Origin of the sequence: Corallococcus exercitus (assembly GCF_042231735.1) — a bacterium.
GTDB lineage: Bacteria > Myxococcota > Myxococcia > Myxococcales > Myxococcaceae > Corallococcus > Corallococcus exercitus_B.
Genome location: NZ_CP102577.1, coordinates 2,741,644 through 2,767,758, shown reverse-complemented (window position 1 = coordinate 2,767,758; position 26,115 = coordinate 2,741,644). Strand labels below are relative to the sequence as shown.

The following is a 26,115-nucleotide window of genomic DNA, read 5'->3' as shown; positions in this document are numbered from 1 at the left end:
CGCTTGCGCTCCCGGGGCTCCTTCAGCGACGGAGGGGCCCCGTCAGGAGCCGGCGGTAGAGCGCCTCGTAGCGGTCGATGGCGGGGTCCTTCTGGAAGCGCTCCAGGACCCGCGCCCGCGCGCGGCGTGAGAAGCCCTGCCAGCGCTCCGCGTCCTCGACCAGCGTGAGCACGTGCCGGGCCATGGCGGAGACGTCCCCCAGCGGCGCCAGGAAGCCCGTGTCTCCGTGCGTGACGAGCTCCGGGATTCCGCCCAGGTCGCTGGCCACCACGGGAATGCCGCAGCTCAGCGCCTCCAGCGCGGCGAGCCCGAAGCTCTCCTGCTCGCTGGGGAGCAGGAAGACGTCGGAGGCGGCGATCAGCTCCTCGAAGCGGTCCTGCTTGCCGAGGAACGCGACGCGGTCCTCCAGGCCCTTCTCCCGCAGCATCCGCTCCGCGGGCGAGCGCTCCGGACCGTCTCCCACCATCACCAACCGGCAGGGACGGTGGCGGTGGACCTCGGTGAAGATGGCGACCACGTCGACGATGCGCTTCACCGGCCGGAAGTTGGAGACGTGGATGAGCACCGGCTCGTGGTCGTGCAGGGCCGGGAAGAGCGCGCGCAGGCAGGCGCGGTCGCGCACCGGGGCGTAGCGCGCGGTGTCCGCGAAGTTGGTGATGACGTCGATGGGGACGCTCTCGGGGATGTCGAAGCCCTGCCACGTCGCGCGGCGCAGGTAGGCCGACGGCACCGTCACCGCGTCGCTGCGCATGATGGAGAAGCGCGTAATCGGCAGGTAGCTGGGGTCGATTCCCACCAGCGTGGTGTCCGTCCCGTGCAGCGTGGTGACGACGCGCGGCGCCCTGTCGCCCAGCACCTCGCGCGCCATCCACGCGGCGGTGGCGTGCGGCACCGCGTAGTGGACGTGCAGGATGTCCAGGTGCTCGTAGCTGGCGACCTCGATCATCTTGGAGGCCAGCGCGATGGGATAGGTGCTGGACTGCTGGAGCGCCGGGTAGTCGCTCTCCGTCACCTCGTGGAAGACGACCTTCCGGTTCGCGCCATGGAGCCGGACCGGCAGGTCCCGGGCGATGAAGTGGACGCGGTGGCCCCGGTCCGCCATCGCGAGGCCAATCTCCGTGGCGACCATGCCGCTGCCACCGAAGGTCGGAAAGCAGGTGATGGCCACGTTGAGCGGGGCGTTCATGTGCGTGCCGGGAAGAACAGGGGCCGGGCGAAGCTATTCCTGCGGAAGTGGTCCAGCGGGTCGGCCAGCCCCAGCGTCTCGCGGAGGACGTAGGGCTCGCCGTGGCTGACGCCGATCCGCGCGCCATGGAAGCGGTCCCGGGCCTCCAGCGAGGACAGCGACAGCGGTGAGCCCACCAGCGTGGGAGGGGCATCCGGGCGGGGCATGACCTGGCTGGCGTAGCAGTGCACCGCGGCCAGCTTGCGCTCGTAGACGGCGGAGACGTCGACGACGACGCTGGGCTCCGCCAGGTGCCGCAGCGGGTAGTAGAGGACCTGCCGCGGCGTGAAGGGCTCCGCGGCGGGCTCCGCGTCGAACCTGCGCACGCCCGCGAAGAAGAGGGCGCGCGTCACCAGCGCACTGGCCGCCTCGTGGTCCGGGTGTCGCTCCTGCTCCCAGGGCACGACGACCAGCTCCGGACGCAGGCGGCGCAGCGCTTCCACCACGCGAGCCACGGCGGCGGTGCGGGCGCGCTCGGGCTCGGGCGTGTCGAAGCCCGCCCACGGATTGAGCCAGCCGTCGGGCAGCTCCAGGTTCTCCCGGTGGGCCAGCCCCAGCGCGCGGGTGGCGGCTTGCGTCTCCTCCGCGCGGGATTGCAGCGTGCCGCGCGAGCTCTTCTCGCCGCGCGTCAGGTCGACGATGCCGGTGCGGTAGCCGCGGGTGGCCATGCTCGCCAGCAGCCCGCCGCAGAACAGCTCCACGTCATCCGGGTGGGGGCCAAAGGCGAGGACGTCGATGCCGTAGGCGGTGCCGGTCGTGCTCATGGCGTCAGGTCCTTCGAGTCACCGGAGAAGGGGACACACGCGTCCAGCACCTGCTTCGTGAAGGCACGCATTCCGATGCGGCAGGCGAAGTAGGGCAACCCCAGGACACGCTCCTGGGGCGCGTCCAGCGGGAAGAGGAACGTGCGCAGGCGGTCCACCTGTTCGGCCGCCGTGGCATCGCGCCGGGCGAGCGCGCGGCGGTAGCGGCCCGCCAGCCGGGACACCGCGACCCGCACGGTGCCCTGGGTGCGGCGCAGCGCGTCCTGGAGGTTCGCGTCCACCGCCGACACCTGCCCGGCGACGCGCTCCAGCTCGGAGGAGAACGCGCCGAAGAGGCGGGCCTCCAGGGCCTCGGGCGTCTCCAGCGACTCCGGGGCATCCCGCGTGGCCAGCCGCGTGAGCAGCGTGTCGCGCGGCACGTTCACCTCATCCGGCTGAAGCCCCACCTTGCCCAGCCACCGGCGCGCGCGGTCATCGAGCACGCGGAAGCGGGCCCGGGGAATGGCGAGCGGCATCGGCTGGCCCGCGTGGGCGTAGAGCGGCGCCAGTTGCGCGAAGTAGGCCAGCTCGCCCGGGCCGCCGACATACGCGGCCGTGGGGAGCCAGGTGTCCTGGAGGAGGGGGCGCAGCAGCGCGGACGTGGTGAAGCGCAGCGGTTCGCGCTCCAGGGCGGCGTGCAGCGCGTCCTGGGGGATGGCGCTGCCTTCCGGGTGGCCCACCAGACTCCAGGCGCCCGCTTCCGCCGGGTCCAGCCGGTAGCGCGGGCCATCGAGCGCATCCGGTGAGAAGAAGCTGAGCGGCGAGCCCGGGCGGACATGGACCTGCACCGCGTAGCCCGCGCGGGTGAGCGCCTCCACGCGGGCCGCGAGCACCGCGGAGAGTGTCCCCGCTTCCTGGAGGGCGAAGCGATGCACGGGCGCGGCCAGTGGCGCCAGCCGTGCGTCTCTCGGGTCGAGGAAGACAAGGCCCTCGTCGGCGAAGAGGGACGACAGCACGTCGGTGAAGGCACCCGCGAGCGTGGCTTCGGGCCGGTAGGCCTGCTCCAGCAGGCGGAGGAACTCCTCCGCGTGGGGTTCCGCTCCCAGCTGGGCGCGGAGGGTGGCCAGGGCGGGGAGGACGCTCGGACCCAGGTGGCGGTGGGCGATGGGCGCTCGAGACGTTGCCGCATCCGGAAGCTCGAGCGCCAGGCGACAGGGCCCTCCGCCCGGACGAGGGATGACACAGTGGTCGATCTCCGGAAGGTCGTGGTCCTCCGTCTGGAGCCAGAAGACGGGAACACAGGGCCGGCCGGTTTCTTCCCGGAGCGCGCGCGCCGTGACGATGGCGGACGCGGCCTTGTAGAGCGTGTACAGCGGGCCCAGGAAGAGGCCCATCTGCTGTCCCGTCACCACCGCCACGGTGCCGGGCCGCGCGAGCAGCGCGAGGTTCCGCTCCCGGGCGGGACTCGGCGCGAGGCGCGCGTTCTGCGCGGCGAGGACGTCCAGCAGCGCGGGCGACACCGTGCGCGACGCGGCGGCGGCCACGGCGCGGGCGCGCGCTTCGCGGTGCCGATAGTCGTCGGAGAGAAAGGAGAGCGCGGACGCATCTCCGCGCAGCCACGCGGTCGAGAACGAGGACGTCACGGCCTGCGGTGATAACAGGTCGCGGCGGGCACGCCACCGGAAGTGCGGACTCGCACCTTGCGTCCGTGCATGGCGGCGAGCGTCATTCCGGAATGAATGCGGACCGCAGGGGTTGGTATAGGGTCCGTGCGAATGCGGAACCTGCTCCTTGGAATGACGCTGGCCATGAGCCTTGGATTCGGGTCGACGGCGATGGCGCGGCCTGCCCGGCAGCTCCACGCGGGTGAAATCGCGGCGGGCCTGAAGCGGCTCGGTGTGACGGGCAGTGTGCTCTATGTCGCGGCCCACCCGGACGACGAGAACACGCGCCTGCTCGCGTGGCTCGTGGGAGAGCGCGGCCTGCGCGCGGGTTACCTGTCCGTGACGCGCGGGGATGGTGGGCAGAACCTCATCGGCACCGAGCAGGACGCCCTGCTCGGGCTCATCCGCACGCATGAGTTGCTCGCCGCGCGGAGCGTGGACGGCGCGGAGCAGTACTTCACGCGGGCGCGGGACTTCGGTTATTCGAAGAGCGCGGAAGAGGCGCTGCGCATCTGGGGACATGAAGCGGTGCTGGCGGACGTGGTGCTCGCCATCCGGCGCTTCCAGCCGGACGTCATCATCACCCGCTTCACCACGCAGCCGCCGAACCACGGCCACCACACGGCCTCCGCGCTGCTGGCGGCGGAGGCCTTCATCGCCGCCGCGGACCCGAAGCGCTTCCCCGAGCAGCTGTCCGAGGTGAAGCCGTGGAAGGCGGACCGCCTGCTGCAGAACGCCTCCTCGTGGTCGTTCAAGCCCGGTGAGGACCTGTCCCGCTACGTGAAGCTGGAGGTGGGCGGCTATGACGCGTTGCTCGGGCGTTCGTGGGGCGAGGTGGCCGCGGAGAGCCGCAGCCAGCACAAGAGCCAGGGCTTCGGCCAGGCCGCGGACCGGGGCCCCGCCACCGAGTACTTCACGCCGCTGGCGGGGACGCTTCCGAAGCGCGACGTGTTCGAGGGGCTCGAGTTCTCCTGGAAGCGCTGGAAGGGCTCGGAGGCCGTGTCCGGCGCGGTGGCCGCCGCGACGAAGACGTTCGATGCGCGCGCCCCCCACCGCTCCCTGCCCGCGCTCGTCCGCGTCCACGACGCGCTGAGCGCGCTGCCGGACACCCACCCGTGGAAGGCGCCCAAGCTGCGTGAGACGGAGGCGCTCATCGCCGCCTGCGCGGGGCTGTTCCTGGAGGTGCGCGCCGCCGCGCCCATGGGCATCCCAGGCGTGCCCGTGGCGTTGGACGTGGTGGCGCTGAACCGCTCGCCCGCCGCCGTCGAGTGGGTGGGGCTGACCCTGCCAGGCGAGGCGCCCGAGGCCGTGGGGAAGGCGCTGGGCGCGAACGTGCCCCTGAAGCTGTCGCGCACGGTGACGCCGCCGGCGACGGCGCCCATCTCCACGCCCTACTGGCTCCGGGAGCCTGTCGCCGGAGGGCTCTACACGCTCAAGGGCGAGGACCGCGCGCTCACCGGCCAGCCGGAGGGCGCTCCCGCGCTGTCGGTGGTGTTCGAATACAAGGTCGCGGGCCGGCGCTTCCGCGCGGTGCGTCCGGTGGTCCACGCCTGGACGGACCCGGTGCGCGGCGAGCTCTACCGTGACTTCGAGATCGTCCCGCCCGTCACCGCCACCCTGGCGCAGGACGTGCTCATGTTCCCCAACGGCGAGTCCCGTGCCGTGCCGGTGGTGCTGGTCGCGGGGATGGACCAGGTGCCGGGCAGGGTGCGGATGGTGGCGCCGCCCGGCTGGCGCGTGGAGCCCGCCTCCATCGAGTTCAAGCTCGCGGCGCGCGGAGACGAGCGCACCGCCACCTTCCAGGTCACGCCGCCCCAGGGGTCGACGCAGCAGGGAGTCCTCTCCGTGGAGGTCGACGTGGCGGACCGCGCCTGGTCGTGGCGTGCCCGCTCCGTGTCCCATCCCCACATCCCGCCGTTGACGGTGCGCCAGCCCTCCACGGCCACGGTGGTGCCGTTCTCCCTGGCCATGAAGGGCAAGCGCATTGGCTACATCCCCGGTCCGGGTGACCGCGTCGCGGAGAGCCTGAGCGCGGTGGGCTATGAGGTGACGCTGCTTCCCGAGGAGCGGCTGGCCCGGGAGCCGCTGGAGCGCTTCGACGCCATCCTCGTGGGCGTGCGCGCCTTCAACGCCAACACGCACCTGGCCGTCCACCGGGAGCGGCTGCTCCAGTACGTGGAAGGCGGTGGGCGGCTGGTGGTGCAGTACAACACCAACAGCCGCGTGGGGCCGCTCACGTCCTTCGTCGGGCCCTATCCGATGGAGATTGGCCGCGACCGGGTGACGGATGAGACGGCGGTGATGACGCCGCTGCGCGCCCATGAACCGCTGCTGCGCGCGCCCAATGCGCTGACGGCCGCGGACTTCGAGGGCTGGGTCCAGGAGCGGGGCCTCTACTTCGCGTCGTCGTGGGACGCTCGCTATCAGCCCGTGTTCGCCATGCACGATGCCGGCGAGGCGCCGCTCCAGGGCGCGCTGCTGGTCGCGCGTCACGGCAAGGGCACCTTCATCTACACGGGCCTCGCCTTCTTCCGTCAGCTCCCCGCCGGGGTCCCCGGCGCCTACCGCCTGTTGGCCAACATCCTCTCCCCATGAGCACCGCTCCCCACCTGACCCCCCGCGAGCCCGCCGGCGCCGCCCCCGCGCACCGGCCCGAGCTCGATGACGCACCGCCGCTCCTGGGCTCCTGGCGCAACATCTACATCCTGGTGCTGGGCATCTTCGTGCTGTTCGTCGCCCTGTTCTGGGCGCTCACCGGGGCGTACGCGTGACGGGGCTCGACTGGCTGGTCCTGGGCGGGACGATTGCGTTCATCGTGGTGTGGGGCCTCTGGAAGTCCCGGGGGAAGGCCACCAGCGACGAGTACATGCGGGGAGGCCGTGAGCTGAAGTGGCCCACCATTGGCCTGGCCGTCATGGCCACGCAGGCCAGCGCCGTCACCTTCCTCTCCGTCCCCGGGCAGGCCTACGAGGACGGGATGCGCTTCGTGCAGTTCTACTTCGGACTGCCGATCGCGATGGTCATCATCAGCGCCGTCTTCGTGCCCATCTACTACCGGCTGAACGTCATCACCGCGTACGAATACCTGGAGTCGCGCTTCGACCTGAAGACGCGGCTTTTGGGCGCCTTCCTCTTCCTCATCCAGCGCGGCCTGGCCGCGGGCATCACCATCTACGCGCCGGCCATCATCCTCTCCACCATCCTCGGCTGGCCGCTGGAGCCCACGGTCATCGTCATGGGCGCGCTCGTCATCCTCTACACGGTGACGGGGGGCTCCCGGGCCGTGAGCCAGACGCAGAAGCAGCAGATGGTGGTGATGATGGGCGGCATGGTGGTGGCGGCCGCGGTCATCCTCTGGCGCCTGCCCGCGCACGTGTCGTTCGGCAAGGCGGTGGACGTCGCGGGCGCGTTCGGCCGGATGAACGTGGTGAGCTTCGACTTCGACATGCAGGACCGCTACAACTTCTGGTCCGGCATCACGGGAGGGCTGTTCCTGTCGCTGTCGTACTTCGGCACGGACCAGTCCCAGGTGGGCCGCTACCTGACGGGCCGCTCCATTTCCGAAAGCCGGCTGGGGCTGCTCTTCAACGGCGTGCTGAAGATCCCGATGCAGTTCTTCATCCTCTTCGTCGGGATCCTCGTCTTCGTCTTCTACCAGTTCAGCACGCCGCCGCTCATCTTCAACGAGGCGCTGCGCACCCGCATGCAGGGCACGCCGCAGGCGACCGAGTACTCCGAGCTGGAAGCGAAGTGGGAGCAGGTCCAGTCCGGCAAGCGCGCGGAGGTGGAGCGCTACCTGTCGGCCGTCGAGTCGGGCGACGTGGCGGCCGGCGAGGCGTCACGGGCACTGCTCCAGGGCGCGCAGCAGCAGGCGAGCGCGGTCCGCAAGGAGGCCAAGGCCATGGTGGCGCGCGCGCTTCCGGGCGCGGAGACGAAGGACTCGGACTACATCTTCATCGCCTTCGTGAAGCGCTGGTTGCCCAGCGGGCTGTTCGGGTTGCTCATCGCCGTCATCCTGTCCGCGGCCATGAGCTCCATCGCCAGCGAGCTGACGGCGTTGGGGACCACCACGACGGTGGACTTCTACCGGCGGGTGTTCCAGCCCGGCGCCTCGGACCGGCACGTGCTGGTGGCGTCCAAGCTGTTCACCGTGTTCTGGGGGCTGGTCGCGGTGGCCTTCGCGACCTTCGCTTCGCTGCTGGACAACCTCATCCAGGCCATCAACATCCTGGGGTCCATCTTCTACGGCACGGTGCTGGGCATCTTCCTGGTGGCCTTCTTCGTGAAACACGTGCGAGGCCATGCCGTGTTCGCGGCGGCCGTCCTCTCCCAGGCGACGGTGATTGCCCTCTTCTTCCTCTCCGACGTGGGCTACCTCTGGTTCAACGTCATCGGCTGCGCGCTGGTGGTGGTGCTCAGCTGGGTGATGCAGGCCGTCCTGCCGCGCGGCGGGACGCAGGCCCCGGCGACGGGGGCCTGAGTCCGCGGGGGTGCTTCAGGCGAGGTTGTGGAAGACGTGCTGCACGTCGTCGTCCTGCTCCAGCATGTCCACCAGCTTGAGCACCTCCGTGGCCTGGTCCTCGGGCAGCTCCTTGAGGGTGCCGGGCAGGGGGATGTACTCGGACTGCGTGGACACGGGCGCGATGCCCTTGGCTTCAATCGCGGACATGAGCTTGCCGAAGTCCGCGAACTTGCAGCGCAGCAGCAGTTGCTTCTCGCCCTTCTCGCCCGTGGTCTCGCCCATCTCCTCCAGGCCGTGGTCGATGAGCTCCAGCTCCAGCTCCTCCGCGTTCACGCCCTCGGCGTCCAGGCGGATGGCGCCCATGTGCTCGAAGAGGCGGGACACGCTGCCCGCCGTGCCCATGCTCCCGCCCAGCTTGGTGAAGGGGAAGCGGACGTTGGCCACGGTGCGCGTGACGTTGTCCGTGGCGGCCTCCACCAGGATGCCCACGCCGTGGGGCGCGTAGCCTTCGTAGAGGAGGATCTGGTAGTCGGCCTGGTCCTGACCACTGGCGCGCTTGATGGCGGCGTCCACGTTGGTCTTGGGCATGTTCGCCGCGCGGGCGTTCTGCACGGCCCGGCGCAGCGCGGGGTTCGATTCGATGTTCGGCCCGCCCGCCTTCACGGCAATCACGATGTCCTTCGTGATGCGCGTGAAGACCTTCGCCATCTTGTTCCAGCGGGCGAACATCGTCGCCTTGCGTGTCTCGAAAATGCGTCCCATGGTTTCCTCAATATACCGTGACCCGTTCCGGTGGAGCGGGTTTCGGAAGAAGGGGCCCGCGTCACCCGCGCGGGAAGCGGCTCGCCAGCGCGTCGGCCAGGGGGCCCGCGCCCGTGCGCAGCGGGTCCACGCAGGGCAGGCCATGCGCCCGGCCGGTGGACTCCAACAACGCCAGCGCCTCGGCCTCGCCCAGGTGTTCGGTGTTGATGGCGATGCCCGTGCACTGGATGGCCGGGTTCGTCAGCCGCCCCTCCAGCACCGTGCGGTCGATGACGTCCTGGATGGACGGCAGCGGGTGCTTCACGCCCCGCATGCGCGTGCGCGTGGGCTCGTGACAGACGATGAAGGCGTCCGGCTGCGCGCCGTGCAGCAGGCCCAGCGTGACGCCCGCGAAGGAGGGATGGAACAGCGACCCCTGGCCCTCCACCACGTCCCAGTGGTCCGCGTCGTTCGCGGGCGTGAGCCACTCCGCCGCGCCGGCGACGAAGTCGGACACGACGGCATCCAGCGCCACACCGCGCCCGGAGATGAGGATGCCCGTCTGCCCGGTGGCCCGGAAGTCCGCCTTCCACCCGCGCTGGCGCAGCTCCTTCTCCAGCGCCAGCGCCGTGTACTTCTTGCCCACCGCGCAGTCGGTGCCCACGGTCAGCACGCGCAGGCCGGGGCGCTTCGTGCCCTGGCCCGTGGCGAAGTCCCGGTCCGGGAAGCGCACGTCGTGCAGCTTGCGCCCGTGCTTCGCCGCCGCGGCCGCCACGGCGGGAAAGGAAGACAGCCGCTTGTGCAGCCCGGTGGCCACGTCCAGCCCGGCCTCCAGCGCCCGCACCAGCGTGTCCACCCATGTGTCCGCCAGCACGCCGCCCGGGTTCACCACGCCCACCACCAGCGTGCGCGCGCCCTTCGCCTTCGCCTGGGCGAGGTCCATGTCCGGCAGGCCACAGTCCGCCGCGCAGCCCGGGAGGCGCAGCTGACCCACGCACCAGTCGGGCCGCCAGTCCACGATGCCGTGAGCCGTCTTGGCCGCGAGCTGATCCTTCACGTCCCCCAGGAACAGCAGGTAGGGCTTGTCGATGTCCACGCGCGGTGCCTTAGCACGGCCGAAAAACGGCGTGGAAATGGCGCGGGGGAATAAGCGCGACAGCGGACGTAACAGGGTGGAGCCCGGCCACGGGCTTCCCCCTCTGCCCCGGAGTCCCCCCATGCGCTTGCTGCCTTCCGCCGCCCTCGTGTTCGCTGCCTCGCTCGCCACCGCGTGTGGAGGCCCGCTGGAGGAGGAGGCCCCTGGCGCCGAGGTCGTGGACGAGTCCATCGCCAGCCAGGAGCAGGGCGTTGACGAGGCCTGCGTGGGCTCGGGGGTGGTGCTGGCGCAGCCGGACGGTGCTTCGGTCACGGCTGTCTTTCCCCACTGCTCGTACGCGGACGCGTCCGCGGCCTCCAATGACGGCACCTATGATCAGCCGTCCTGCGCCCACCGCTTCGTGACGGAGGTCACCGGCCTGGGGGGCAACTACGCCCAGCCGTTCGTGGAGCTCATCCCGGCGTCGAGCAACGTCACGGAGAGCGCCTGCAAGGGCGTGGCAATCACCGGCGCCGCGTTCGGCTACTCGAACGGCGTCTGGTGGGGGCTGGGCTCGGTGAGCACCAACGGCACCTGGATTCCGCCGGGGCTCTTCTTCCCGAATGGGTTCTGCGTGCTGCGCTTCAACATCGGCACGGGCGGGTCCGGCTACAGCAAGATGCGTGTCACGGGCTTTGGAGCGGCGCTGGGTGTCTTCAAGACCCGGGTGCGCACGGGCGTTCGCGTCGGCAACGGCCCCTGCTAGCCCTCCGGGCCGCCGTCCCGGGCGTCCCACCCGCCAGGTGGGAAGCGCGGGGGAGGGTGTCGATGGACTTCGCGGGCGGGGCCGCTCCTGCTAGGAACGCCCCCGTGGTGTTCCGCCCGCGATCGCCCCGCGTCGCCCCCCGGCCCGGGGAGTCCTCCGCCTCCGACACGGAGGTGCCTTCGGCTTCCCGTGAGGACGCCGCGGAGTTCCAGGCGCTCATCGCGCAGTGCGCGCCGGCCTTGGAAGCGCGGGCCCGCATCCTGTGCCGGGGCCGCAACCCGGGGGACGCGAAGGACCTGCTGCAGGAGACCTACGAGCGCGCCTTCCGCGCGTTTCATACGTATGACCGGTCCGCGCCCCCCATGGCGTGGCTGGCGTCCATCCTCGTTCGACGCTTCCTCGACTGGTGCCGGCACGACCGGCGCCACCCCCAGGAGGAGTTCACCGACGCGATGGGGGACACCCTGGCGGAGGCCGAAGCCGCCCCGGAGACCTGGGCGCGCTACACGTTGGACGACGTGTGGCAGGCGGTGGAACAGCTCCCCCCGGAGCTGGGCGAGGTGGTCCGCATGAAGGACATGGAGCGACAGAGCTACGCGGAGATCGGCCGGCGGCTCGGCATCCCGTCCATGACGGTGGGCACCCGCCTGTTCCGGGCGCGCAAGAAGCTCAAGGAGCTGCTCCTGGCCCGCGAAGGAACCGCGGAGGGTCCGGCGTGACGGTGTCATGTGAACAGCTCGCCGCCTTCGTGGACGGAGAGCTTCCGCCCGAAGAGGCGGAGGCCTTCCAGGTCCACCTCGCGGACTGCGCCGAGTGCCAGGCCGCCCTGGAGGACCAGGTGCAGGCGAGCCTCCTCGTGCAGGCCGCCGCGGACGCGCGCGCGGAGGCGGGGGCCGGTGCGGGAGCTGTGGAGTCGTCGGGGGCGGAAGCGCGGCCCGGCGCGGGACTCCGGGCCGTCCCCGGTACGGGAACGCCCTCCGCGCCGCTGTCCGACGCCGGAACGCGATCTTCATCCGGTCGCTCCGAACATCCCCGCGCACGCGCCTGGGATCGCCGCCGGGTGGTGGGCTTCGCGGCGGCGGCCGCCGCGGTGGTGCTCGCGGTGCTGGCGGTGGGGCGTCCGTGGCGTTCGTCCGAGACGGAGCGCGTGCTGCCCTTCGCGCTCGCCGCCACGCGCCCCTTGGAGGGCCGGCTGAGCCACCCGGGGCTCGCGGGCTACCGCGCGCCGGGCACGATGCGCGGCGGCGCGGACGGACGGCCGGACCTGGACCTCAAGGCCCTGACGGAGCTGGAGGCGAAGGGGGACCTGCACGGCGTCGCGACCGCCTGGCTCGCGGCCGGGGACTTCGAGCGCGCGGAGCGCATCCTGGAGCGCCTGCCCGCGTCGCCCGCCGTCATGGGAGACCTGTCGCTGGCGGCCCTGGGCCGCTCCCAGCCGGAGCGCGCGCTGTCCCTGCTGGAGCTCGGGCTGGAGTCCGCGCCGGACGACGCGCGGCTGCACTGGAACCGGGGCCTCGCGCTCCAGGCGCTCTCGCTGGAGCTGGCCGCCGCGACGGAGTTCTCCCGCGTGGCGCAGGCGAAGGAGCCCGGCTGGAGCACCGAGGCCCTCGAGCGCGCGGACGGCCTGCGCAAGGGCGCGCTGGCGCGGCGGGACTCGTGGAAGGCCATGAACGCGGCCGGCATGGCGCTGGCGCTGGACGGCACGCCGTACCCGGCCTCCATGGCGCGGCGCAACCCGGACCTGGCGCGGCTGTACCTCTACCACGCGCTGCGCGCGGCCCCGTCCGTGGAGCGCGTGAAGGCGCTGGCGCCGCTGGCCGAAGTGCTGGACGACGCCACCCGCACGAAGACCGCGAGCGCCTACGTGGCCCACGTGGCGGCGGCGGACTTCCACAAGCGCGGCCCGCTGGCGAACACCTACCGCGAGATACTGGCCGGCACGCGGACGCTGGAGGGCGCGGAGGCGGACGCGTTCCTCGCGCGGCTGCGGCGCTCCAGCGAGCGCGACCTGCTGCTGGGCGCCATCCTGCTGCTCCACCAGGAGGACCGCTTCGTCGACGAGCTGACGACGCTGGTCCGGCAGTCCGGCGAGCCCGCCTGGTACGACGCCCCGCTCGCCCGGGGCCGGGCCCAGGCGGCGCAGGCGCGGGGCGACACGCGGACGGCGGAGACGTCCCTCGAGGACGGGCTGGCCGCGTGCCGGAGCGCGGGCTTCCAGTACCGCTGCGTGGACCTCCAGCGGCACCTGGCGGGCCTCTACAACCGGCTGGACCGCCGCAAGGAGGCCGAGTCCCTGGCCCGCTCCGCGCTGGAGGAGGCGTTCCGCAGCGACAGCTGGTTCCAGGAGGACATGCTCCTGGCCGAGCTGGTGACGAGCGCGAGGCTGAGCCACGCCCCGGCGCTGGCCCGCGCGTTCCTGGACGAGTACGTCCAGCACGCGCCGGAGGACTGCGCGCGCCGCTCGGAGTACCACCACGCGCGGGCGCTCCTCTTCGTGGAGGACCTGGACGCGAAGCGCGCCCGGCGCGAGGTGCAGGACGCGCTCGCCTGTCCCACCGCGCCCACGCTCCTGGAGGTCGCCGTCGCCGGAGACCTGCTGCGGCTGGAGGGCAGCGCGGTGCCGGGCCGCGAGCTGGACCGCGTGCGCGAGCGCATCCGCGTGCTGCGCGAGGACCCGTCGCTGACGGCCGGCGAGCGGCTGCTCGTGGACCACATCGAGGGGCGCATCCTCATCGAGCGCGACCGCGAGGAGGGCCAGAAGATCCTCCGAGGGGTCATCACCGGCTCCGCGCTCCCGCGCTCCACCGACATCGAGGCGCGCAAGGCCTGGGCCCACAGCCACCACGTGCTGGTGATGGACGCGGGCCGGGCGAAGGAGTGGGGCCCCGCCGTGGATCTGCTCGCGGAGGAGGTGGACCGCACCGCGCCCACGTCGTGCCTGCTGGCGCTGGCCGGCCAGGACGAACGGCTGCTCTTCGTCGCCCGCGGCCCCACCGGCGCGAGCAGCGGGCTGTACCTCAACGCCCTGAAGCGCCCCCTGCGCGAACAGGTGCCCGCGGTGCCCGAGCCGCTCCTCCAGGTGCTCGCCGGCTGCGACGCCGTGCGGGTGCTCGCGGAGCCCATCCTCCAGGGGCGCCCCGGGCTGCTGCCGGCGGACCGCGCATGGAGCTACCTGGCCCCCGGAGGCCACCGCGTGGAGGCCTCGGCCGTGGCGCCCGCCCCGAAGCGGCTGGTGGTGTCGGACGTGGCGCCCCCCGCGGCGCTGGGGCTGCCGCGCCTGATGCCGTGGAAGGGCATGACGGGCCCGGGCGACGTCCACCTGCGGGGCCGCGCGGCCACGCCGGAGGCGGTGCTCGCGGAGATGAAGGACGCCACGGAGGTGGAGCTGCACACGCACGGCCTCTCCGGCGCCGTGTCCGACGCGGCCTTCCTGGCGCTGTCCCCGGACGCGGCCGGCCGCTACGCGCTCACCGCGGAGGACCTGGAGGGGCACACGCTCCAGGGCGCCCCGGTGGTGATGCTGGCCGCCTGCGACGCGAACGTGGGCGCATGGCGCTACCACGCGGTGTGGAGCCTGCCGGCCGCGCTCATCCAGGCGGGCGCCCGGGCCGTGGTCGCGCCGTCCACGGAGGTGCCGGACGTGGAGGCGGGGGCCTTCTTCCAGGCGCTGCTGGACTCGCTGCGGCGCGGCACGCCGCCCGCCCAGGCGCTCCGGGACACCCGGGCCCGGTGGCTCCAGCAGGGCAGCGCCCGGTGGGTCCAGGACCTGGTCGCGTTCGAATAGCAGGGCTTCCGGCGAATAATCGCGCCCGAGCGCGTAAAGGAACCGGGAGGAATCATGATCACGCGTTGGAAGTCCGCAGTAGGAAGGATGGCCGTGGGGATCGCCACGCTGTCGGCGACGCAGGCCGGGGCCCAGCAGGTGAAGACCCCGAACAATGCGGTGAAGGTCGCCCCGGCCGCGAAGCCGGTCGCCAGCCCGGCGAAGGCGAAGGCCACCGGCGCGGTGGACGTGGCCGTGGATGACGGCGCCAAGGGCACCCGGATGTACCGGTACGACCGGAGCAGCGGGAAGCTCACGCTGGTGAAGCAGCTCAGCCAGAAGGAGGCGGCCAGCACCACCGCCGGCTTCAAGGCGCTGGCCTCCGTGGAGAGCAGCGGCGGTGCGTCCCTGGTGGACCCGGACCGCGGCGGCGCTGTCGCCCCCGAAGGCAGGCCTCCCAAGGGCGGAGGCCCCCCGGGCGGACATGATCCGGACCTCCTCACCCAGGCGGACCTGGCCAACATCAAGCGCGAGCTGGCCACCCTGAAGCTGAACAAGGCTCAGGTGAAGCTCGGCGCGGCGCGGCTGCGGTAATCGCAACCTCTCACGGGATGGAACGGACGGCCGTGGCGCCGGGGTGGGGACACGTACCCTCACCCCGGAGGGCCACGGCCTTCACGTTCCTGGATGGACCCGGGCCTGCGCGTTCAACCCCAGACGCCCCGAGTGTCGGCCCTGACCGCGCTCCCGCGTTTCCCATGCCTCTCATGCCTTGCCCCACGTACAACGTGGTCACACTTTTCGTGCGTGAGGGGGCGCGGCTCGCCTGTTTGTCTTTGACGCCCTTCTCGTCCGAATGACTGTGGGTCCGGCCGGAGGACCCCAAGGCGGCAAGAGGGTGCACACATGGGGAACATGGAAAATGGGCGTCGTCGTGGCGCGGGAGTGCGCACGCTGTTCGGGGCATGGGTCCTGACCCTGGCGGGGCTGGGGGCGGGCTGTGACCCGGGCGCGAAGGAACCCGCGCTAATGGAGCCACTGGCCACCCAGGAGCAGGAGGCCCTCAGCTACAACCAGCTGTCCGCCAATGGGCTGTCGTACAACGGCTTGTCATTCAACGGGCTGTCGTTCAACGGGCTGTCCTTCAATGGCTTGTCAACCGCCGCCTTCGCGTCGTGGTTCGGCTCGGATCCGGCGCTCGCGGATGAGGTCATGCGCTACGTCGTGCGCTGCGCCGTCCCCGCGGGGCAGACGCGCGCGTACACGCATGCGGCGACGAACACGGTGCACACCTGGACGGGCCTGCTGGGCCTGGCGCCGGGCTGGGCCGGGGGCGCGCCCCCCACGCTGGCTGAACAGCAGATCGTCTCCGCGTGCCTCGCCGCGCACGCCAACCCCTTCGGCGTGAGCGTGCCCATCTCCGTGCAGGGACGGAACGGGCAGGGGCAGCCCATTGCCTCCTCCGCGGAGGAGCTGGCCACGTTCGCCCGGCCGGAGTCGTGCTTCTTCGGCAACCTCTTCCAGGGGCAGGGCATCTACGCGGGCAGCCAGAACCCGCCCCTCGCCGCGAACCAGAGCACCACGCGCGCCTGCGCGGTGGTGGATGGCTCCGGCGCGCCGCGCATGACGTGCGCGCCGCTCGTCTACGTGGGGAGCTGCTCGGCGGCGTGCACCCCGGACGGCACGGCGGGGCTGGCCTTCGCGAGCTGTACGGCGGGCGGGGTCACCTTCCAGCCCATCACCACGCGCGTGCGCGACGCGGACGTGGCCGTGTGCGGCGACGGCGTCTGCCAGGTGACGGAGTCCTGCGGCACGTCCGATACGTACAACGCGTGCGCGGCGGACTGCGGCGCCTGTCCTTGAGGGAGCGCGGGGCGGCCTTCAGCCGGAGTGGGAGCCCAGGCCGGAGGCCGCGCCCGCGCGCAGCCGCTCGTGCAGCGCGTCGGTGAGCAGGTACCAGAACTGGACGTTGCCGAAGCTGAGGATGTCGCCGCCCCTGAGCGGCACCTCGCGCTTCCCGATGGTGCTGGCGTTGACGAAGGTGCCGTTGGTGGAGCCCAGGTCGCGCACGGTGCAGCGGCCCTCCGCGCGGCTCCACTTGAGCTCCGCGTGCTGCTTGGACACGGACGCGTCGTCCAGCACCAGCTCGCAGTCCAGCCTCCGGCCAATCCTCAGCACGTCGGAGTCCTTGAGGTTGGGCAGCGTGGCGACGAGCAGGTCGTCGAACTCGAAGAGCAGGGCGAGCATGCCCTGTTCGACGTCGCCGGGGTCCGCCATGCGGGTGGGCGCGAGCGCGGCGGCGGACAGCTCCGACGGCGGACGCTGCACCAGCGCGAAGGGGCCCAGCTGATGCTGGAAGGCGCCCACGGGCAGGGCGGAGGCGAGCGCACGCAATTCCTGGACGGACAACACGGGGGCAGCCTAACGGGTCGGCCGTCGGGCGCCCAGCCACTACCGGACGGTCAGGGTGAGGCTTTCGTTGACCCGCGAGTCGCTCGTTCCCTACATTGACCCTTTCGAGTCGCGGGCCGGGTTCCAGGAGGGAGCGCCGGACCCCCGATGCATGCAGCCAGGTGATGGAAGGAGCGGTGGTTCGATGAGCGGGAGCGACAACATCCCGATGACCCCTCACGGTCTGCAGAAGCTCAAGGACGAGCTGAAGCACCTCCAGTCCGTGGAGCGGGGCAAGATTTCGCGTGAGATCGAGGTCGCGCGTGCGCACGGCGACCTGCGTGAGAACGCCGAGTACCACGCGGCCAAGGAGAAGCAGTCGCACATCGAGGGGCGCATCCTGACCCTCGGCGACTGGATTGCCCGCGCGGAGGTCATCGACCCGGCGAAGCTGGGCGGCGACAAGGTCGTCTTCGGTGCCACCGTGGAGCTGGTGGACACGGAGAACGACAAGACCATCAGCTACCGGCTGGTGGGTGAGACGGAGGCCGACCTGAAGAAGCGGTGGATCGCCGTCACCTCGCCGGTGGCGCGCGCGCTCATCGGCAAGAAGGTGGGCGACATCGCCACGGTGCAGAGCCCCGGCGGCGTCCGCGAGCTGGAGGTCGTGAAGATCTCCTTCGAGGATCCGCAGGAAGAGCCGGCCAGCGCGAGCTGAAGCCCGGCCGGTCGGGTGTCCTTCGGGGGGGCGGGCCTGGGCTCGCTCCCCCGGTTTCGTTTTCCCTGCGGCGTCAGGTGCGCTTCGTAGGATGGAGGCTGGAAAATCCGCGTGAACCACCCGCTCGCCAGCCTCGTTGGACCTCTCAAGTACGCGTGTCAGCGTGACTTCGCCCAGCTCGGGACCGTGCGGGATTTGCGCACCCTGATGGAGCGCACCCTGGCCGCGGCCGGGGGCGTGGACGCGCGGGCGCTGGAGGACTTGAGGGCGGCGCTGCCGCACGTGGATCCGCCCGCGCCTCCGGAGCACCGCAAGGCCGCGCTGCGCCAGGTGCTGGGCGCGCTGAAGCTCAGCGGCGTGGCGCTGCCAGAGGAGCTGGAGCGGGTGGTCGTCACGGGGGAGATCAACGCCGTGGCGGCGGGGTTCCCGCGTGCGCCGGAGCGGACGCACCTGCTCGAAGGGGAGCTCCTCCCCGCGCCGCCCCGCCGCCGGTTGACGCCGCCGCCGGGGACGGTGGAGGCGCGCGGCAACACCGTGCCGCCCTGGCGTTCGCAGGACCCCGTGCCGCAGGCGGGTGGGGTACCCCAGGGCGCACAGGTCCGTCAGGCCCCCGTGTCCGAGGCGCTTCCGTTGGGAGCGCGGACCGCGACACCTCCGGGGGCGAACCCAGGCCCGGCCAGGGGCGAGCCCGTGCCCTATGGTGCGCGCATGGCGGCCTCGCGAGGCGCCGCAGCAGGCTTCGCGCAGGGCGACGCCCAGCCTTACGGCGCACGCATGGCGGCGGCCCGTGCCGCCGCCGGTCCCGGCAATGCCGCGGCTCGCGCTCCCTCGGCCGCCGCTCCCGGCAACGCGGTGGCCCGCGCTCCCGGGGCGAAGACGGGCGCCGACCCGCGCAAGGGCGCGCCGCCGGCGGATCGGGCACCCGCCGAGAAGACCCGGAAGAAGAAGGCCAAGGCCGTGGGCGCGGAGGCGTCCCGCTCCGAGGCGAAGCTCCTGTCCATCGCGCCGCGCACCGGCCCGCTGTCCGCGCCGCTCAAGACGCTGGGCAAGCGCCTGGGGCCGCGCCTCATCGCCGCGCTCGACAAGAAGGGCCTGCGCCGCACCGGCGACATCCTGTTCCTCCTGCCACGCTGTTACGAGGACCGCCGCCGGCTGCGCACCATCGCGGAGCTCATCCCCGGCGAGCGCGGCGTGACGGTAGGCACCGTCAAGACGGCCGACTTCGTCCCGGGACGCGGCGGCAAGCGCATGTTCCGCGCCGTCGTGGGTGACCGCTCCGGCAGCATCGCGGCCACCTATTTCAACGCGGGGCCGTGGCTCAAGAGCCGCTTCTCCGTGGGCAAGCAGCTGGTGCTCTCCGGTGAGGTGCGCGCCTCCATGAACGGCCGCGAGATGGCCCACCCGGAGCTGGAGCCCGCCGAGGACCTGGAGAACACGACCTCCGTCCACTTCCACCGCATCGTCCCCGTCTACCCGGGCTTCGAGCGCGGCGAGCAGCGCTCCTTCCGCGAGCTGACCTCGCGCATCAGCGAACAGCACGCGCACCACCTGGAGGAGCCGCTGCCCGCGGACCTGCGCCGCCGCTACCACCTGATGGGGCTGCCGGACGCGCTGCGCTTCATCCACTTCCCGCCCGACGACGCGGACTTGGAAGCGCTGGACGCGCACCAGAGCCCCGCGCACCGCCGGCTCGCGTTCGACGAGCTGTTCTTCCTCCAGCTGGGCATGGCCTTGAAGCGCCAGGGCATCAAGGCGGAGGAGGGCATCGCCTTCGACGTCACCCCGGAGCGGCTGGAGAAGGCCCGCGCCGCGCTGCCCTTCCAGCTCACCGGCGCGCAGGCCCGCGTGGTGGGCGACCTCGCGCGGGACATGGCGCGCCCGGAGCCGATGAACCGGCTGGTGCAGGGCGACGTGGGCAGCGGCAAGACGGCCGTGGCGCTCGTGGCCGGCATGGTGGCGCTGCAGGACGGCTACCAGGTGGCGGTGATGGCCCCCACCGAAATCCTGGCCGAACAGCACGAGCGCACCTTCCGCCGCATCCTGGAGCCGCTGGGCTACCGCGTGGGGCTCATCAGCGCGGCGGGCTCCGCGAAGCACAAGCGCGAGGTGCGCGAGGCCGTGGCGAAGGGGGACATCCACCTCGCCGTGGGCACGCACGCGCTGATTGAAGGCGGCGTGTCGTTCCAGAAGCTGGGGCTCGTGGTCATCGACGAGCAGCACCGCTTCGGCGTGCTCCAGCGCCACACGCTCATGAGCAAGGGGCTCACGCCGGACGTGCTGGTGATGACCGCCACGCCCATCCCGCGCACGCTCGCGATGACGCTCTACGGCGACCTGGACGTCTCCATCATCGACCAGCTGCCGCCGGGCCGCACGCCCATCACCACGCGCGTCTTCAACAACGAGCAGCGCGCGCGCGTCTACGAAGCGGTGGGCGCGGAGCTGGCCAAGGGCCACCAGGCCTACGTCGTCTACCCGCTGGTGGAGGAGTCGGAGAAGCTGGACCTGGAGGACGCCACCCAGGGCGCGGCGAAGCTGCAGGTCGTGTTCCCCACCGCCAGCGTGGGCCTGCTGCACGGGCGCATGAAGCCGGAGGAGAAGGACGCCGTGATGGAGGCGTTCCGCGACAAGCGCATCCAGCTGCTCGTCTGCACCACGGTGGTGGAGGTGGGCGTGGACGTGCCCAACGCGTCCGTCATGGTGGTGGAGGCCGCGGAGCGCTTCGGCCTGTCGCAGCTGCACCAGCTGCGCGGGCGCGTGGGCCGTGGCGCCGCGGCCAGCTACTGCTTCCTCGTCGCGGGCGCCGCGCGCTCCTGGGAGTCCACCGAGCGGCTGGGCGTGATGGAGCGCAGCAGCGACGGCTTCGTCATCGCGGAGAAGGACCTGGAGATCCGCGGTCCGGGTGAGTTCCTGGGCACGCGCCAGAGCGGCCTGCCGGAGCTGGCCGTGGCGAACCTCGTGCGCGACGGCGACCTCTTGTCGCTGGCCCAGGTGGAAGCGCGGCGCATCATGGACACCGACCCCAAGCTCCAGGATCCGGACCACCAGGGGCTCGTGAAGGCGCTGGAGGAGCGCTGGGAGGGCCGGCTCGCGCTTGCCCGGGTGGGGTAGGCCCGGGGAGGCCTGCCCCCGCCCCTTGGATTGTCCCGGACTGTCGTCGTGCTTACTTTTTCCCCGGAGGCGTACGGGGGGACGGACACGATGGGAGACTGGGGCCGAGCGGAGTACCTGGCGCGGCAGGGCATCCGGGACCGGCGGGTGCTCGCGGCGATCGCGAACCTGAGCCGTGCGGACTTCGTGCCCGACGGTGAGCGGGACGCGGCCTACCAGGACGTGCCCCTGCCCATCGGCCACGGACAGACCATCAGCCAGCCCTACGTGGTCGCCCTGATGACGGAGGCGCTGCGGCTGCGCGGCTGCGAGCGCGTGCTCGAGATTGGCACCGGCTCCGGCTACCAGACGGCGGTGCTCGCGCTGATGGCCCGCGAGGTCTTCACGGTGGAGATCGTCCGCGAGCTGGCCCGGCCGGCCCGGCGCCTGCTGCACCGGCTGGGCTTCACCAACGTGTTCTTCCGGGAGGGCGACGGCTCCCTGGGCTGGCCCGAGGCCGCGCCCTTCGACGCCATCATCGCCACCGCCGCGCCGGAGGAGATTCCACGCGAGCTGCTGCGGCAGCTGAGGCCCGGGGGGCGCATGGTCATCCCCGTGGGCGCCATGAACGAGGCGCAGGAGCTGCTGCGCATCCGCCGGGGCCAGCCGGGGCTGCTGCCCCGGGTCGAGCGCCTGTTGCCGGTGCGCTTCGTCCCCATGACGGGCCAGGCCTCGGTTCCTCCTTGAGGGGAGCTGGCGGGTGCGGAAGGACGCACGCCTGCACGCCCACTCCCTGCGTCCCGGGTCGCGTTGCCGTCAGGGGAGGGGACCGGTAACGTCCCGTCCATGATCATCTGTCCGGTCTGTGACCACGTGCAGTCGGAAGGCGAAGAGTGCGAAGGCTGCGGCAAGCGCTTTCCTGGCCTCGTGAACACCCCGGACCCCGTCGTGGCCCCGCTGCCGGAGCTGGAGCTGACGCACCACGCGGGTGGCCGCGTGCCCGTGGACGCGCCCGTGCTGCCGGAGCTGGACCTGACGCGGCTGCGCTCGGGGCCGGACCTGCCGGCCATGTCCGTGCCCGACCTGGAGCTGACCCGCTCGGGCGTCACGGGCGAGGTGCCCGTCGCGCAGATGACGGACCTGGACACGGGCCGCGCGCAGGACGACGGCGTGCGCACCGCCGCCCCCGTGGGCGCGGTGACGTGCCGCTACTGCCGCAATGTCCAGGCGGAAGGCCTGCTGTGTGACGGCTGCGGCATGCGGCTGCCCCGTGCCCGCGTGGCGGCGCAGACGACCGCGAAGCGCAAGGGCGCGGACGAGGGTGAGCGCGTGCCCTGTCCCTCCTGCCACGTGCCGGCCTGGCCGGGCCGCGCGTGCGTGGCGTGCGGCACGAAGGTGGAGGCGGAGGCGTGACGGCTCCGGCGCTGAAGGCGGGCTACGCGTGCAGCGAGGGCTGCGGCTTCACCGCCTCGCTGTGGGAGGTCGTCTACCGCTGCCCGCGCTGCGAAGGGCTGCTGGAGGTGGCCCACGACGAAGCCGCCCTGCGCGCCGTGCCCGCCGCGGAGTGGAAGCGCCGCTTCGAGTCCCGCTTCGCCACGTCCCGGCTGCCGGACGGCTCCGGCGTCTGGGGCAAGCGCGAGTGGGCCCTGCCCGAGCTGCCGGTGGAGGACATCGTCTCGCTGGGCGAGGGGCGCGTGCCGCTCAAGCCGCTGCCCCGCATGGCGGCGGAGCTGGGGCTGGGCTCGCTGATGCTGAAGGAGTGCGGCGTCTCCCCGACGGGCAGCTTCAAGGACTGGGGGATGACCGTCCTGGTGTCCGCGGTGAAGCACCTGCGCTCGCGGGGCACGCCCATCCGCGCGGTGGCGTGCGCGTCCACGGGCGACACGTCCGCGGCGCTGTCCGCGTACGCCGCGGCGGCGGGCATCCCGGCGGTGGTGTTCCTGCCGAAGAACAAGGTGTCGCTCGCGCAGCTCGTGCAGCCCATCGCCAACGGGGCGCGCGTGCTGTCGCTGGACACGGACTTCGACGGCTGCATGAAGCTGGTGCAGGCGGTGACGGCGGACACGGGGCTGTACCTGGCGAACTCGATGAACTCCCTGCGCATCGAGGGCCAGAAGATGATCGCCATCGAGCTGTGCCAGGACCTGGGCTGGGAGCCGCCGGATTGGATCGTCATCCCGGGCGGCAACCTGGGCAACGCGAGCGCGCTGGGCCGCGGCCTGGACCTGCTGCTCAACCTGGGGCTCATCTCCCGCCGGCCGCGCATCGCGGTGGCGCAGGCGCAGCGGGCCAACCCCCTGGCGCGCGCCTTCCGGGGCGGCTTCCAGGACCTGGTGCCCATGCAGGCGGGCGCCACGCTCGCGTCCGCCATCCAGATTGGCAACCCGGTGTCCTTCCGCCGCGCGGTGCGGATGCTGCGCGCGTTCGACGGCGTGGTGGAGGAGGCGACGGAGTCGGAGCTGGCCAACGCGGCGGCCCGGGCGGACCGCGAGGGCACCTTCGCCTGTCCGCAGACGGGCGTCGCGCTGGCGGCGGTGGAGAAGCTGGCCGCGTCGGGTGTGATGGCGAAGGGCGCCAGCGTCGCGGTGGTGGCCACCGCGCACGGGCTGAAGTTCGCGGACTTCAAGGTGGGCTACCACCGCGAGACGCTGACGGACGTGAAGGCCGCGCACGCGAACCCGCCGGTGGAGCTGCCCGCGGACCTGTCCGCCGTGCGCGCCGCCCTGAAGGACCTGGGCTGAGCCAGCAGCTCAGGAGGTGAGGCCGGGAAGCGGATCCGGCGGCGCATCGGGCAGGGCCTGTTCGACGCGGCGGACACCTGGCAGCAGCGTGCACGTCGCCACGAGCAACACGGTGGCGGCGCCGAGCAGCAGGAAGCACAGGGCGATACCCCGGCCCGGCCCCATGCCCCCCACCCACGGGCCCAGCGTGGAGGCCAGCGGCCCGCCCACGGCCATCATCGGCTCGAAGACGTGATCCGCGAGCGGCCCGGAGAGCAGGTAGGCCACGGGGATGGCGCCGCCGGACAGCGCGGCATGCACGGCGAAGACGCGGCCCTGCAGCCCGGTGGGGACCTTGCGCTGCCAGAGGGTCTGGTTGCAGCTCATGATGACGGGGACGGTGAACAGGACGCCGAACGCGCCCGCGCCCACCCCCCACACAGATGCGCGTGAAGCGCCCAGCCCCATGCACAGGCCCTGGAGCAACACGAACCCCAGCACGGTCCAGACGCGGCGAGCCCCGCCCCAGGCGAGCAGCAGCAGGCTGCCGGCGAGCATGCCCACCCCGCCCGCGGTCATCACCGCGCCCAGCGTGCGCACGTCGGAAAAGGACATGACCAGGGGCGTGACGAGCACCTGGAGGATGCCCAGGTTGAAGCTCATCAGCGTGAGGAGGACCTGGAGCCCCAGCAGGCCCGGCCGCTCGCGGATGAAGCGCCAGCCCACCCCAGCGTCCTGGAGCGCGCGGCCTCCCAGGGACGCCTTCACCGGCGCTGCCTCCTGCGGTGGCGCGGCGGGCATGCGCAGGGCCTGGAGCACCACCAGCGAGAAGGCCGCCGCGATGACGTCGATGGTCAGCAGACCGGTGACGCCGATGACGGGCAGCAGGGAGCCGGACAGGAGCGGCGCGACGATGTAGCCCAGCGCCAGGCCCAGCTGCATGAGGCCGTTGGCGCGCGGAAGCCGCTCCGGGCCCACCATCAGCGTCGTGGCCTTGGTGAAGGCGGGCCGTTGGACACTGTTGAACGCGGCGCCGGCCGCGACGAGCGCGAGGATGGCACCCACGCTCAGGCGATCCAGCAGGAGCAGCAGCGCGATGAGCACGGTGCAGACGGCGCCGCCCGCATGCCCCAGCATCATCACCTTGCGCAGGTCGTGCCGGTCCACCACGCCGCCCAGCAGCGGTGCCACCAGCACGCCCGGCGCGAAGGCGGCCAGGGCGATGAGCGAGTAGAGCGACGTGGACCGCGTGTGCTCATACATCCACACGCTCAGGCCAAAGCCATTCAGGTGCGAGCCCATGCCCGACACCGTCTGCCCCAGCCACAGCAGCACGAACCGGGAGAAGGGCCCAGGCCCACTGTCACGGCCGCGCGGTGTCTGGGGGAGGGAGGTTCGCATGCCCGGGTCGAACTGGAATGGCCACGAACCCTGCCACTCCGCTCTGACACCGGACGTCCGGCGAACCTCCCGGGTCCTGCTACTCCACCACGAGCGGCAGGCGCGACTCGATGGTGAGACCGAAGCCAGAAAGGCCCCGGTAGGTCATGTCCGTGTTGGACATCACGCGCATGGCGCTCACGCCCAGGTCGGTGAGGATCTGGCAGCCCATGCCCACGTCGCGCGACTCGTTGGCCGCGCGGGTGGAGGACGCGTTGCTGCCGTCGCCCGCGCGCTTGTGGTGGATGCCGAAGTCGTTGCCGTGCATGCCGGGCAGGTAGACGATGACGCCATTGCCCTCGCGCGCCACGGTCTCCAGCGCGCGGTCCAGCAGCAGGTTGCACTTGCAATCCGGTGACCCGAACACGTCACCCATGGCGCAGGCGCCGTGCAGGCGCACCAGCGGGGCGGGCTGGGCCTTCGAGGGGTCGCCCTTCACCAGGACCAGGGACTTCGCGCCGTCGGGCGTCCAGGTATAGGTGAGGGCGGTGAACTCGCCGTGGCGGGTGCGCACGACGCTCTGGCCGGACTCGCGGCGCACCAGCCGGTCCTTGCGGCTGCGGTACTGGATGAGGTCCGCGATGGTGATGAGCTTGAGGTTGTGCTCGCGCGCGAACTGCTTCAGGTCCGGCATGCGCTGCATGGTGCCGTCGTCCTTCACCAGCTCGCAGAGGATGCCGGAGGGCTGCAGGCCGGCCAGCCGCGCCAGGTCCACGGCGGCTTCGGTGTGGCCCGCGCGGCGCAGCACGCCGCCCTCGCGGTAGCGCAGCGGGAAGATGTGGCCGGGGCGCAGGAAGTCGTCCGCGGTGCTGTTCGGGTCCGCGAGCGCACGGATGGTCTTCGTGCGGTCGCTGGCGGAGACGCCGGTGGTGGTGCCGTGGCGGAAGTCCACGGAGACGGTGAAGGCGGTGCGGTGGGACTCGGTGTTCTCCGCCACCATCTGCGGCAGGCGCAGCGCGTCCAGCCGCTCCGCGAGCATGGGCTGGCAGATGATGCCGCTGGTGTGGCGGACCATGAAGGCCAGCTGCTCCGGGGTGGCCAGCTCGGCGGCCATGATGAGGTCGCCTTCGTTCTCGCGGTCCTCGTCGTCGGCGACGATGACGCACTTGCCGGCCTGGATGTCCCGGATGGCCTCCTCGATGGTGTTCAACTCGGAGTCTTGGCTCATGTCGGGGGTGCTCGCCCTGCTGACGACGTGGAGGGGCATGGTGCGCGGCATGTAACGCGAGGGGGGTGGGGTGGCAAGCGATGCCCGGGGTGCGAGCGTGCGTCCGTTCGATGGCTGGGATGAGGGGAACCTGTGACCGGGCGTCCGTG

At 72.1% G+C, this 26,115-nt stretch carries 21 protein-coding genes; 13 read left to right on the top strand and 8 right to left on the bottom strand.

Annotated elements, in window-relative coordinates:
* Window positions 1-22 precede the first annotated feature (22 nt).
* From bshA to bshC, 3 genes are read right to left on the bottom strand one after another with little or no spacing between them, the layout of a single operon-like run.
* Window positions 23-1,186, bottom strand: coding sequence for an N-acetyl-alpha-D-glucosaminyl L-malate synthase BshA (bshA, locus tag NR792_RS10385; protein WP_375759901.1), 1,164 nt, complete (start codon window positions 1,184-1,186; stop codon window positions 23-25).
* Entirely contained in the window at window positions 1,183-1,989 is an 807-nt protein-coding gene (gene bshB1 / locus NR792_RS10380; protein ID WP_375759900.1) for a bacillithiol biosynthesis deacetylase BshB1, read from the bottom strand. The genes bshA and bshB1 overlap by 4 nt, the downstream gene beginning before the upstream one ends.
* The gene (bshC, locus tag NR792_RS10375) at window positions 1,986-3,611 is read right to left on the bottom strand and encodes a bacillithiol biosynthesis cysteine-adding enzyme BshC (RefSeq protein WP_375759899.1); all 1,626 of its coding nucleotides are present in this window, start codon (window positions 3,609-3,611) and stop codon (window positions 1,986-1,988) included. The genes bshB1 and bshC overlap by 4 nt, the downstream gene beginning before the upstream one ends.
* 132 nt (window positions 3,612-3,743) lie before the next feature.
* On the opposite strand from bshC, the gene NR792_RS10370 reads away from it, so the two are divergent.
* The 3 genes from NR792_RS10370 to NR792_RS10360 are packed head-to-tail and all read left to right on the top strand — an operon-like array spanning window position 3,744 to window position 8,112.
* Window positions 3,744-6,227, top strand: coding sequence for a PIG-L family deacetylase (locus tag NR792_RS10370; protein WP_375759898.1), 2,484 nt, complete (start codon window positions 3,744-3,746; stop codon window positions 6,225-6,227).
* Window positions 6,224-6,403: a hypothetical protein gene (locus tag NR792_RS10365; protein ID WP_375759897.1), complete on the top strand. Its 180-nt coding sequence runs from the start codon at window positions 6,224-6,226 to the stop codon at window positions 6,401-6,403. The genes NR792_RS10370 and NR792_RS10365 overlap by 4 nt, the downstream gene beginning before the upstream one ends.
* Complete coding sequence (locus NR792_RS10360; RefSeq protein WP_375759896.1) at window positions 6,400-8,112, top strand: sodium:solute symporter; 1,713 nt, start codon at window positions 6,400-6,402, stop codon at window positions 8,110-8,112. The genes NR792_RS10365 and NR792_RS10360 overlap by 4 nt, the downstream gene beginning before the upstream one ends.
* 15 nt (window positions 8,113-8,127) lie before the next feature.
* On the opposite strand, the gene NR792_RS10355 is transcribed toward NR792_RS10360, so the two are convergent.
* Together NR792_RS10355 and dgcN are read right to left on the bottom strand one after the other, a co-directional pair.
* Window positions 8,128-8,856: a YebC/PmpR family DNA-binding transcriptional regulator gene (locus tag NR792_RS10355; protein ID WP_375759895.1), complete on the bottom strand. Its 729-nt coding sequence runs from the start codon at window positions 8,854-8,856 to the stop codon at window positions 8,128-8,130.
* A 61-nt stretch (window positions 8,857-8,917) separates the two neighbouring features.
* The gene (gene dgcN, locus NR792_RS10350; RefSeq protein ID WP_375759894.1) at window positions 8,918-9,931 is read right to left on the bottom strand and encodes an N-acetyltransferase DgcN; all 1,014 of its coding nucleotides are present in this window, start codon (window positions 9,929-9,931) and stop codon (window positions 8,918-8,920) included.
* Window positions 9,932-10,052: 121 nt separating this feature from the next.
* Here dgcN and NR792_RS10345 point away from each other — a divergent pair, with 121 nt between their 5' ends.
* The 5 genes from NR792_RS10345 (at window position 10,053) to NR792_RS10325 (ending at window position 16,302) form a co-directional block, all read left to right on the top strand.
* Entirely contained in the window at window positions 10,053-10,676 is a 624-nt protein-coding gene (locus NR792_RS10345; protein ID WP_375759893.1) for a hypothetical protein, read from the top strand.
* 107 nt (window positions 10,677-10,783) lie between these two features.
* Window positions 10,784-11,395 carry an RNA polymerase sigma factor gene (locus NR792_RS10340; protein ID WP_375759892.1) on the top strand — a complete coding sequence of 204 codons (612 nt, stop codon included), beginning with the start codon at window positions 10,784-10,786 and terminating at the stop codon, window positions 11,393-11,395.
* Window positions 11,392-14,460, top strand: a complete 3,069-nt coding sequence (locus tag NR792_RS10335) for a CHAT domain-containing protein (protein ID WP_375759891.1) — start codon at window positions 11,392-11,394, stop codon at window positions 14,458-14,460. Before NR792_RS10340 ends, NR792_RS10335 begins: the two co-directional genes overlap by 4 nt.
* 87 nt (window positions 14,461-14,547) lie before the next feature.
* The gene (locus NR792_RS10330) at window positions 14,548-15,033 is read left to right on the top strand and encodes a hypothetical protein (protein ID WP_375759890.1); all 486 of its coding nucleotides are present in this window, start codon (window positions 14,548-14,550) and stop codon (window positions 15,031-15,033) included.
* Between the two features lie 312 nt (window positions 15,034-15,345).
* The gene (locus NR792_RS10325) at window positions 15,346-16,302 is read left to right on the top strand and encodes a hypothetical protein (protein ID WP_375759889.1); all 957 of its coding nucleotides are present in this window, start codon (window positions 15,346-15,348) and stop codon (window positions 16,300-16,302) included.
* A gap of 18 nt (window positions 16,303-16,320) precedes the next feature.
* Here the strand turns inward: NR792_RS10325 and NR792_RS10320 are convergent, their stop codons facing one another.
* Window positions 16,321-16,851, bottom strand: coding sequence for an FHA domain-containing protein (locus NR792_RS10320; protein ID WP_375759888.1), 531 nt, complete (start codon window positions 16,849-16,851; stop codon window positions 16,321-16,323).
* A gap of 184 nt (window positions 16,852-17,035) precedes the next feature.
* Here NR792_RS10320 and greA point away from each other — a divergent pair, with 184 nt between their 5' ends.
* The 5 genes from greA (at window position 17,036) to thrC (ending at window position 23,379) form a co-directional block, all read left to right on the top strand.
* Window positions 17,036-17,548: a transcription elongation factor GreA gene (gene greA / locus NR792_RS10315; RefSeq protein WP_375759887.1), complete on the top strand. Its 513-nt coding sequence runs from the start codon at window positions 17,036-17,038 to the stop codon at window positions 17,546-17,548.
* Between the two features lie 111 nt (window positions 17,549-17,659).
* On the top strand, window positions 17,660-20,659 hold the full coding sequence (gene recG / locus NR792_RS10310; protein WP_375759886.1) for an ATP-dependent DNA helicase RecG: 3,000 nt from the start codon (window positions 17,660-17,662) through the stop codon (window positions 20,657-20,659).
* 90 nt (window positions 20,660-20,749) lie between these two features.
* Window positions 20,750-21,385, top strand: coding sequence for a protein-L-isoaspartate(D-aspartate) O-methyltransferase (locus NR792_RS10305; RefSeq protein WP_375759885.1), 636 nt, complete (start codon window positions 20,750-20,752; stop codon window positions 21,383-21,385).
* A gap of 99 nt (window positions 21,386-21,484) precedes the next feature.
* Window positions 21,485-22,051, top strand: a complete 567-nt coding sequence (locus NR792_RS10300; protein ID WP_375759884.1) for a hypothetical protein — start codon at window positions 21,485-21,487, stop codon at window positions 22,049-22,051.
* Entirely contained in the window at window positions 22,048-23,379 is a 1,332-nt protein-coding gene (thrC, locus tag NR792_RS10295) for a threonine synthase (RefSeq protein ID WP_375759883.1), read from the top strand. Before NR792_RS10300 ends, thrC begins: the two co-directional genes overlap by 4 nt.
* A 9-nt stretch (window positions 23,380-23,388) precedes the next feature.
* Here the strand turns inward: thrC and NR792_RS10290 are convergent, their stop codons facing one another.
* Together NR792_RS10290 and ribB are read right to left on the bottom strand one after the other, a co-directional pair.
* Window positions 23,389-24,759: an MFS transporter gene (locus tag NR792_RS10290; RefSeq protein WP_375759882.1), complete on the bottom strand. Its 1,371-nt coding sequence runs from the start codon at window positions 24,757-24,759 to the stop codon at window positions 23,389-23,391.
* Window positions 24,760-24,838: 79 nt separating this feature from the next.
* Window positions 24,839-25,966 (bottom strand): 3,4-dihydroxy-2-butanone-4-phosphate synthase, encoded by a 1,128-nt coding sequence (gene ribB / locus NR792_RS10285; protein ID WP_375759881.1) that lies wholly within the window; start codon window positions 25,964-25,966, stop codon window positions 24,839-24,841.
* Window positions 25,967-26,115 lie beyond the last annotated feature (149 nt).

Bases quoted from the DNA above. Each gene is read 5' to 3' on its own strand.
- bshA (WP_375759901.1), bottom strand. From the start codon at position 1,186: ATGAACGCCCCGCTCAACGTGGCCATCACCTGCTTTCCGACCTTCGGT.
- bshB1 (WP_375759900.1), bottom strand. From the start codon at position 1,989: ATGAGCACGACCGGCACCGCCTACGGCATCGACGTCCTCGCCTTTGGC.
- NR792_RS10370 (WP_375759898.1), top strand. From the start codon at position 3,744: ATGCGGAACCTGCTCCTTGGAATGACGCTGGCCATGAGCCTTGGATTC.
- NR792_RS10365 (WP_375759897.1), top strand. From the start codon at position 6,224: ATGAGCACCGCTCCCCACCTGACCCCCCGCGAGCCCGCCGGCGCCGCC.
- NR792_RS10355 (WP_375759895.1), bottom strand. From the start codon at position 8,856: ATGGGACGCATTTTCGAGACACGCAAGGCGACGATGTTCGCCCGCTGG.
- NR792_RS10345 (WP_375759893.1), top strand. From the start codon at position 10,053: ATGCGCTTGCTGCCTTCCGCCGCCCTCGTGTTCGCTGCCTCGCTCGCC.
- NR792_RS10330 (WP_375759890.1), top strand. From the start codon at position 14,548: ATGGCCGTGGGGATCGCCACGCTGTCGGCGACGCAGGCCGGGGCCCAG.
- NR792_RS10325 (WP_375759889.1), top strand. From the start codon at position 15,346: ATGGGGAACATGGAAAATGGGCGTCGTCGTGGCGCGGGAGTGCGCACG.
- greA (WP_375759887.1), top strand. From the start codon at position 17,036: ATGAGCGGGAGCGACAACATCCCGATGACCCCTCACGGTCTGCAGAAG.
- NR792_RS10305 (WP_375759885.1), top strand. From the start codon at position 20,750: ATGGGAGACTGGGGCCGAGCGGAGTACCTGGCGCGGCAGGGCATCCGG.
- NR792_RS10300 (WP_375759884.1), top strand. From the start codon at position 21,485: ATGATCATCTGTCCGGTCTGTGACCACGTGCAGTCGGAAGGCGAAGAG.
- NR792_RS10290 (WP_375759882.1), bottom strand. From the start codon at position 24,759: ATGCGAACCTCCCTCCCCCAGACACCGCGCGGCCGTGACAGTGGGCCT.
- ribB (WP_375759881.1), bottom strand. From the start codon at position 25,966: ATGAGCCAAGACTCCGAGTTGAACACCATCGAGGAGGCCATCCGGGAC.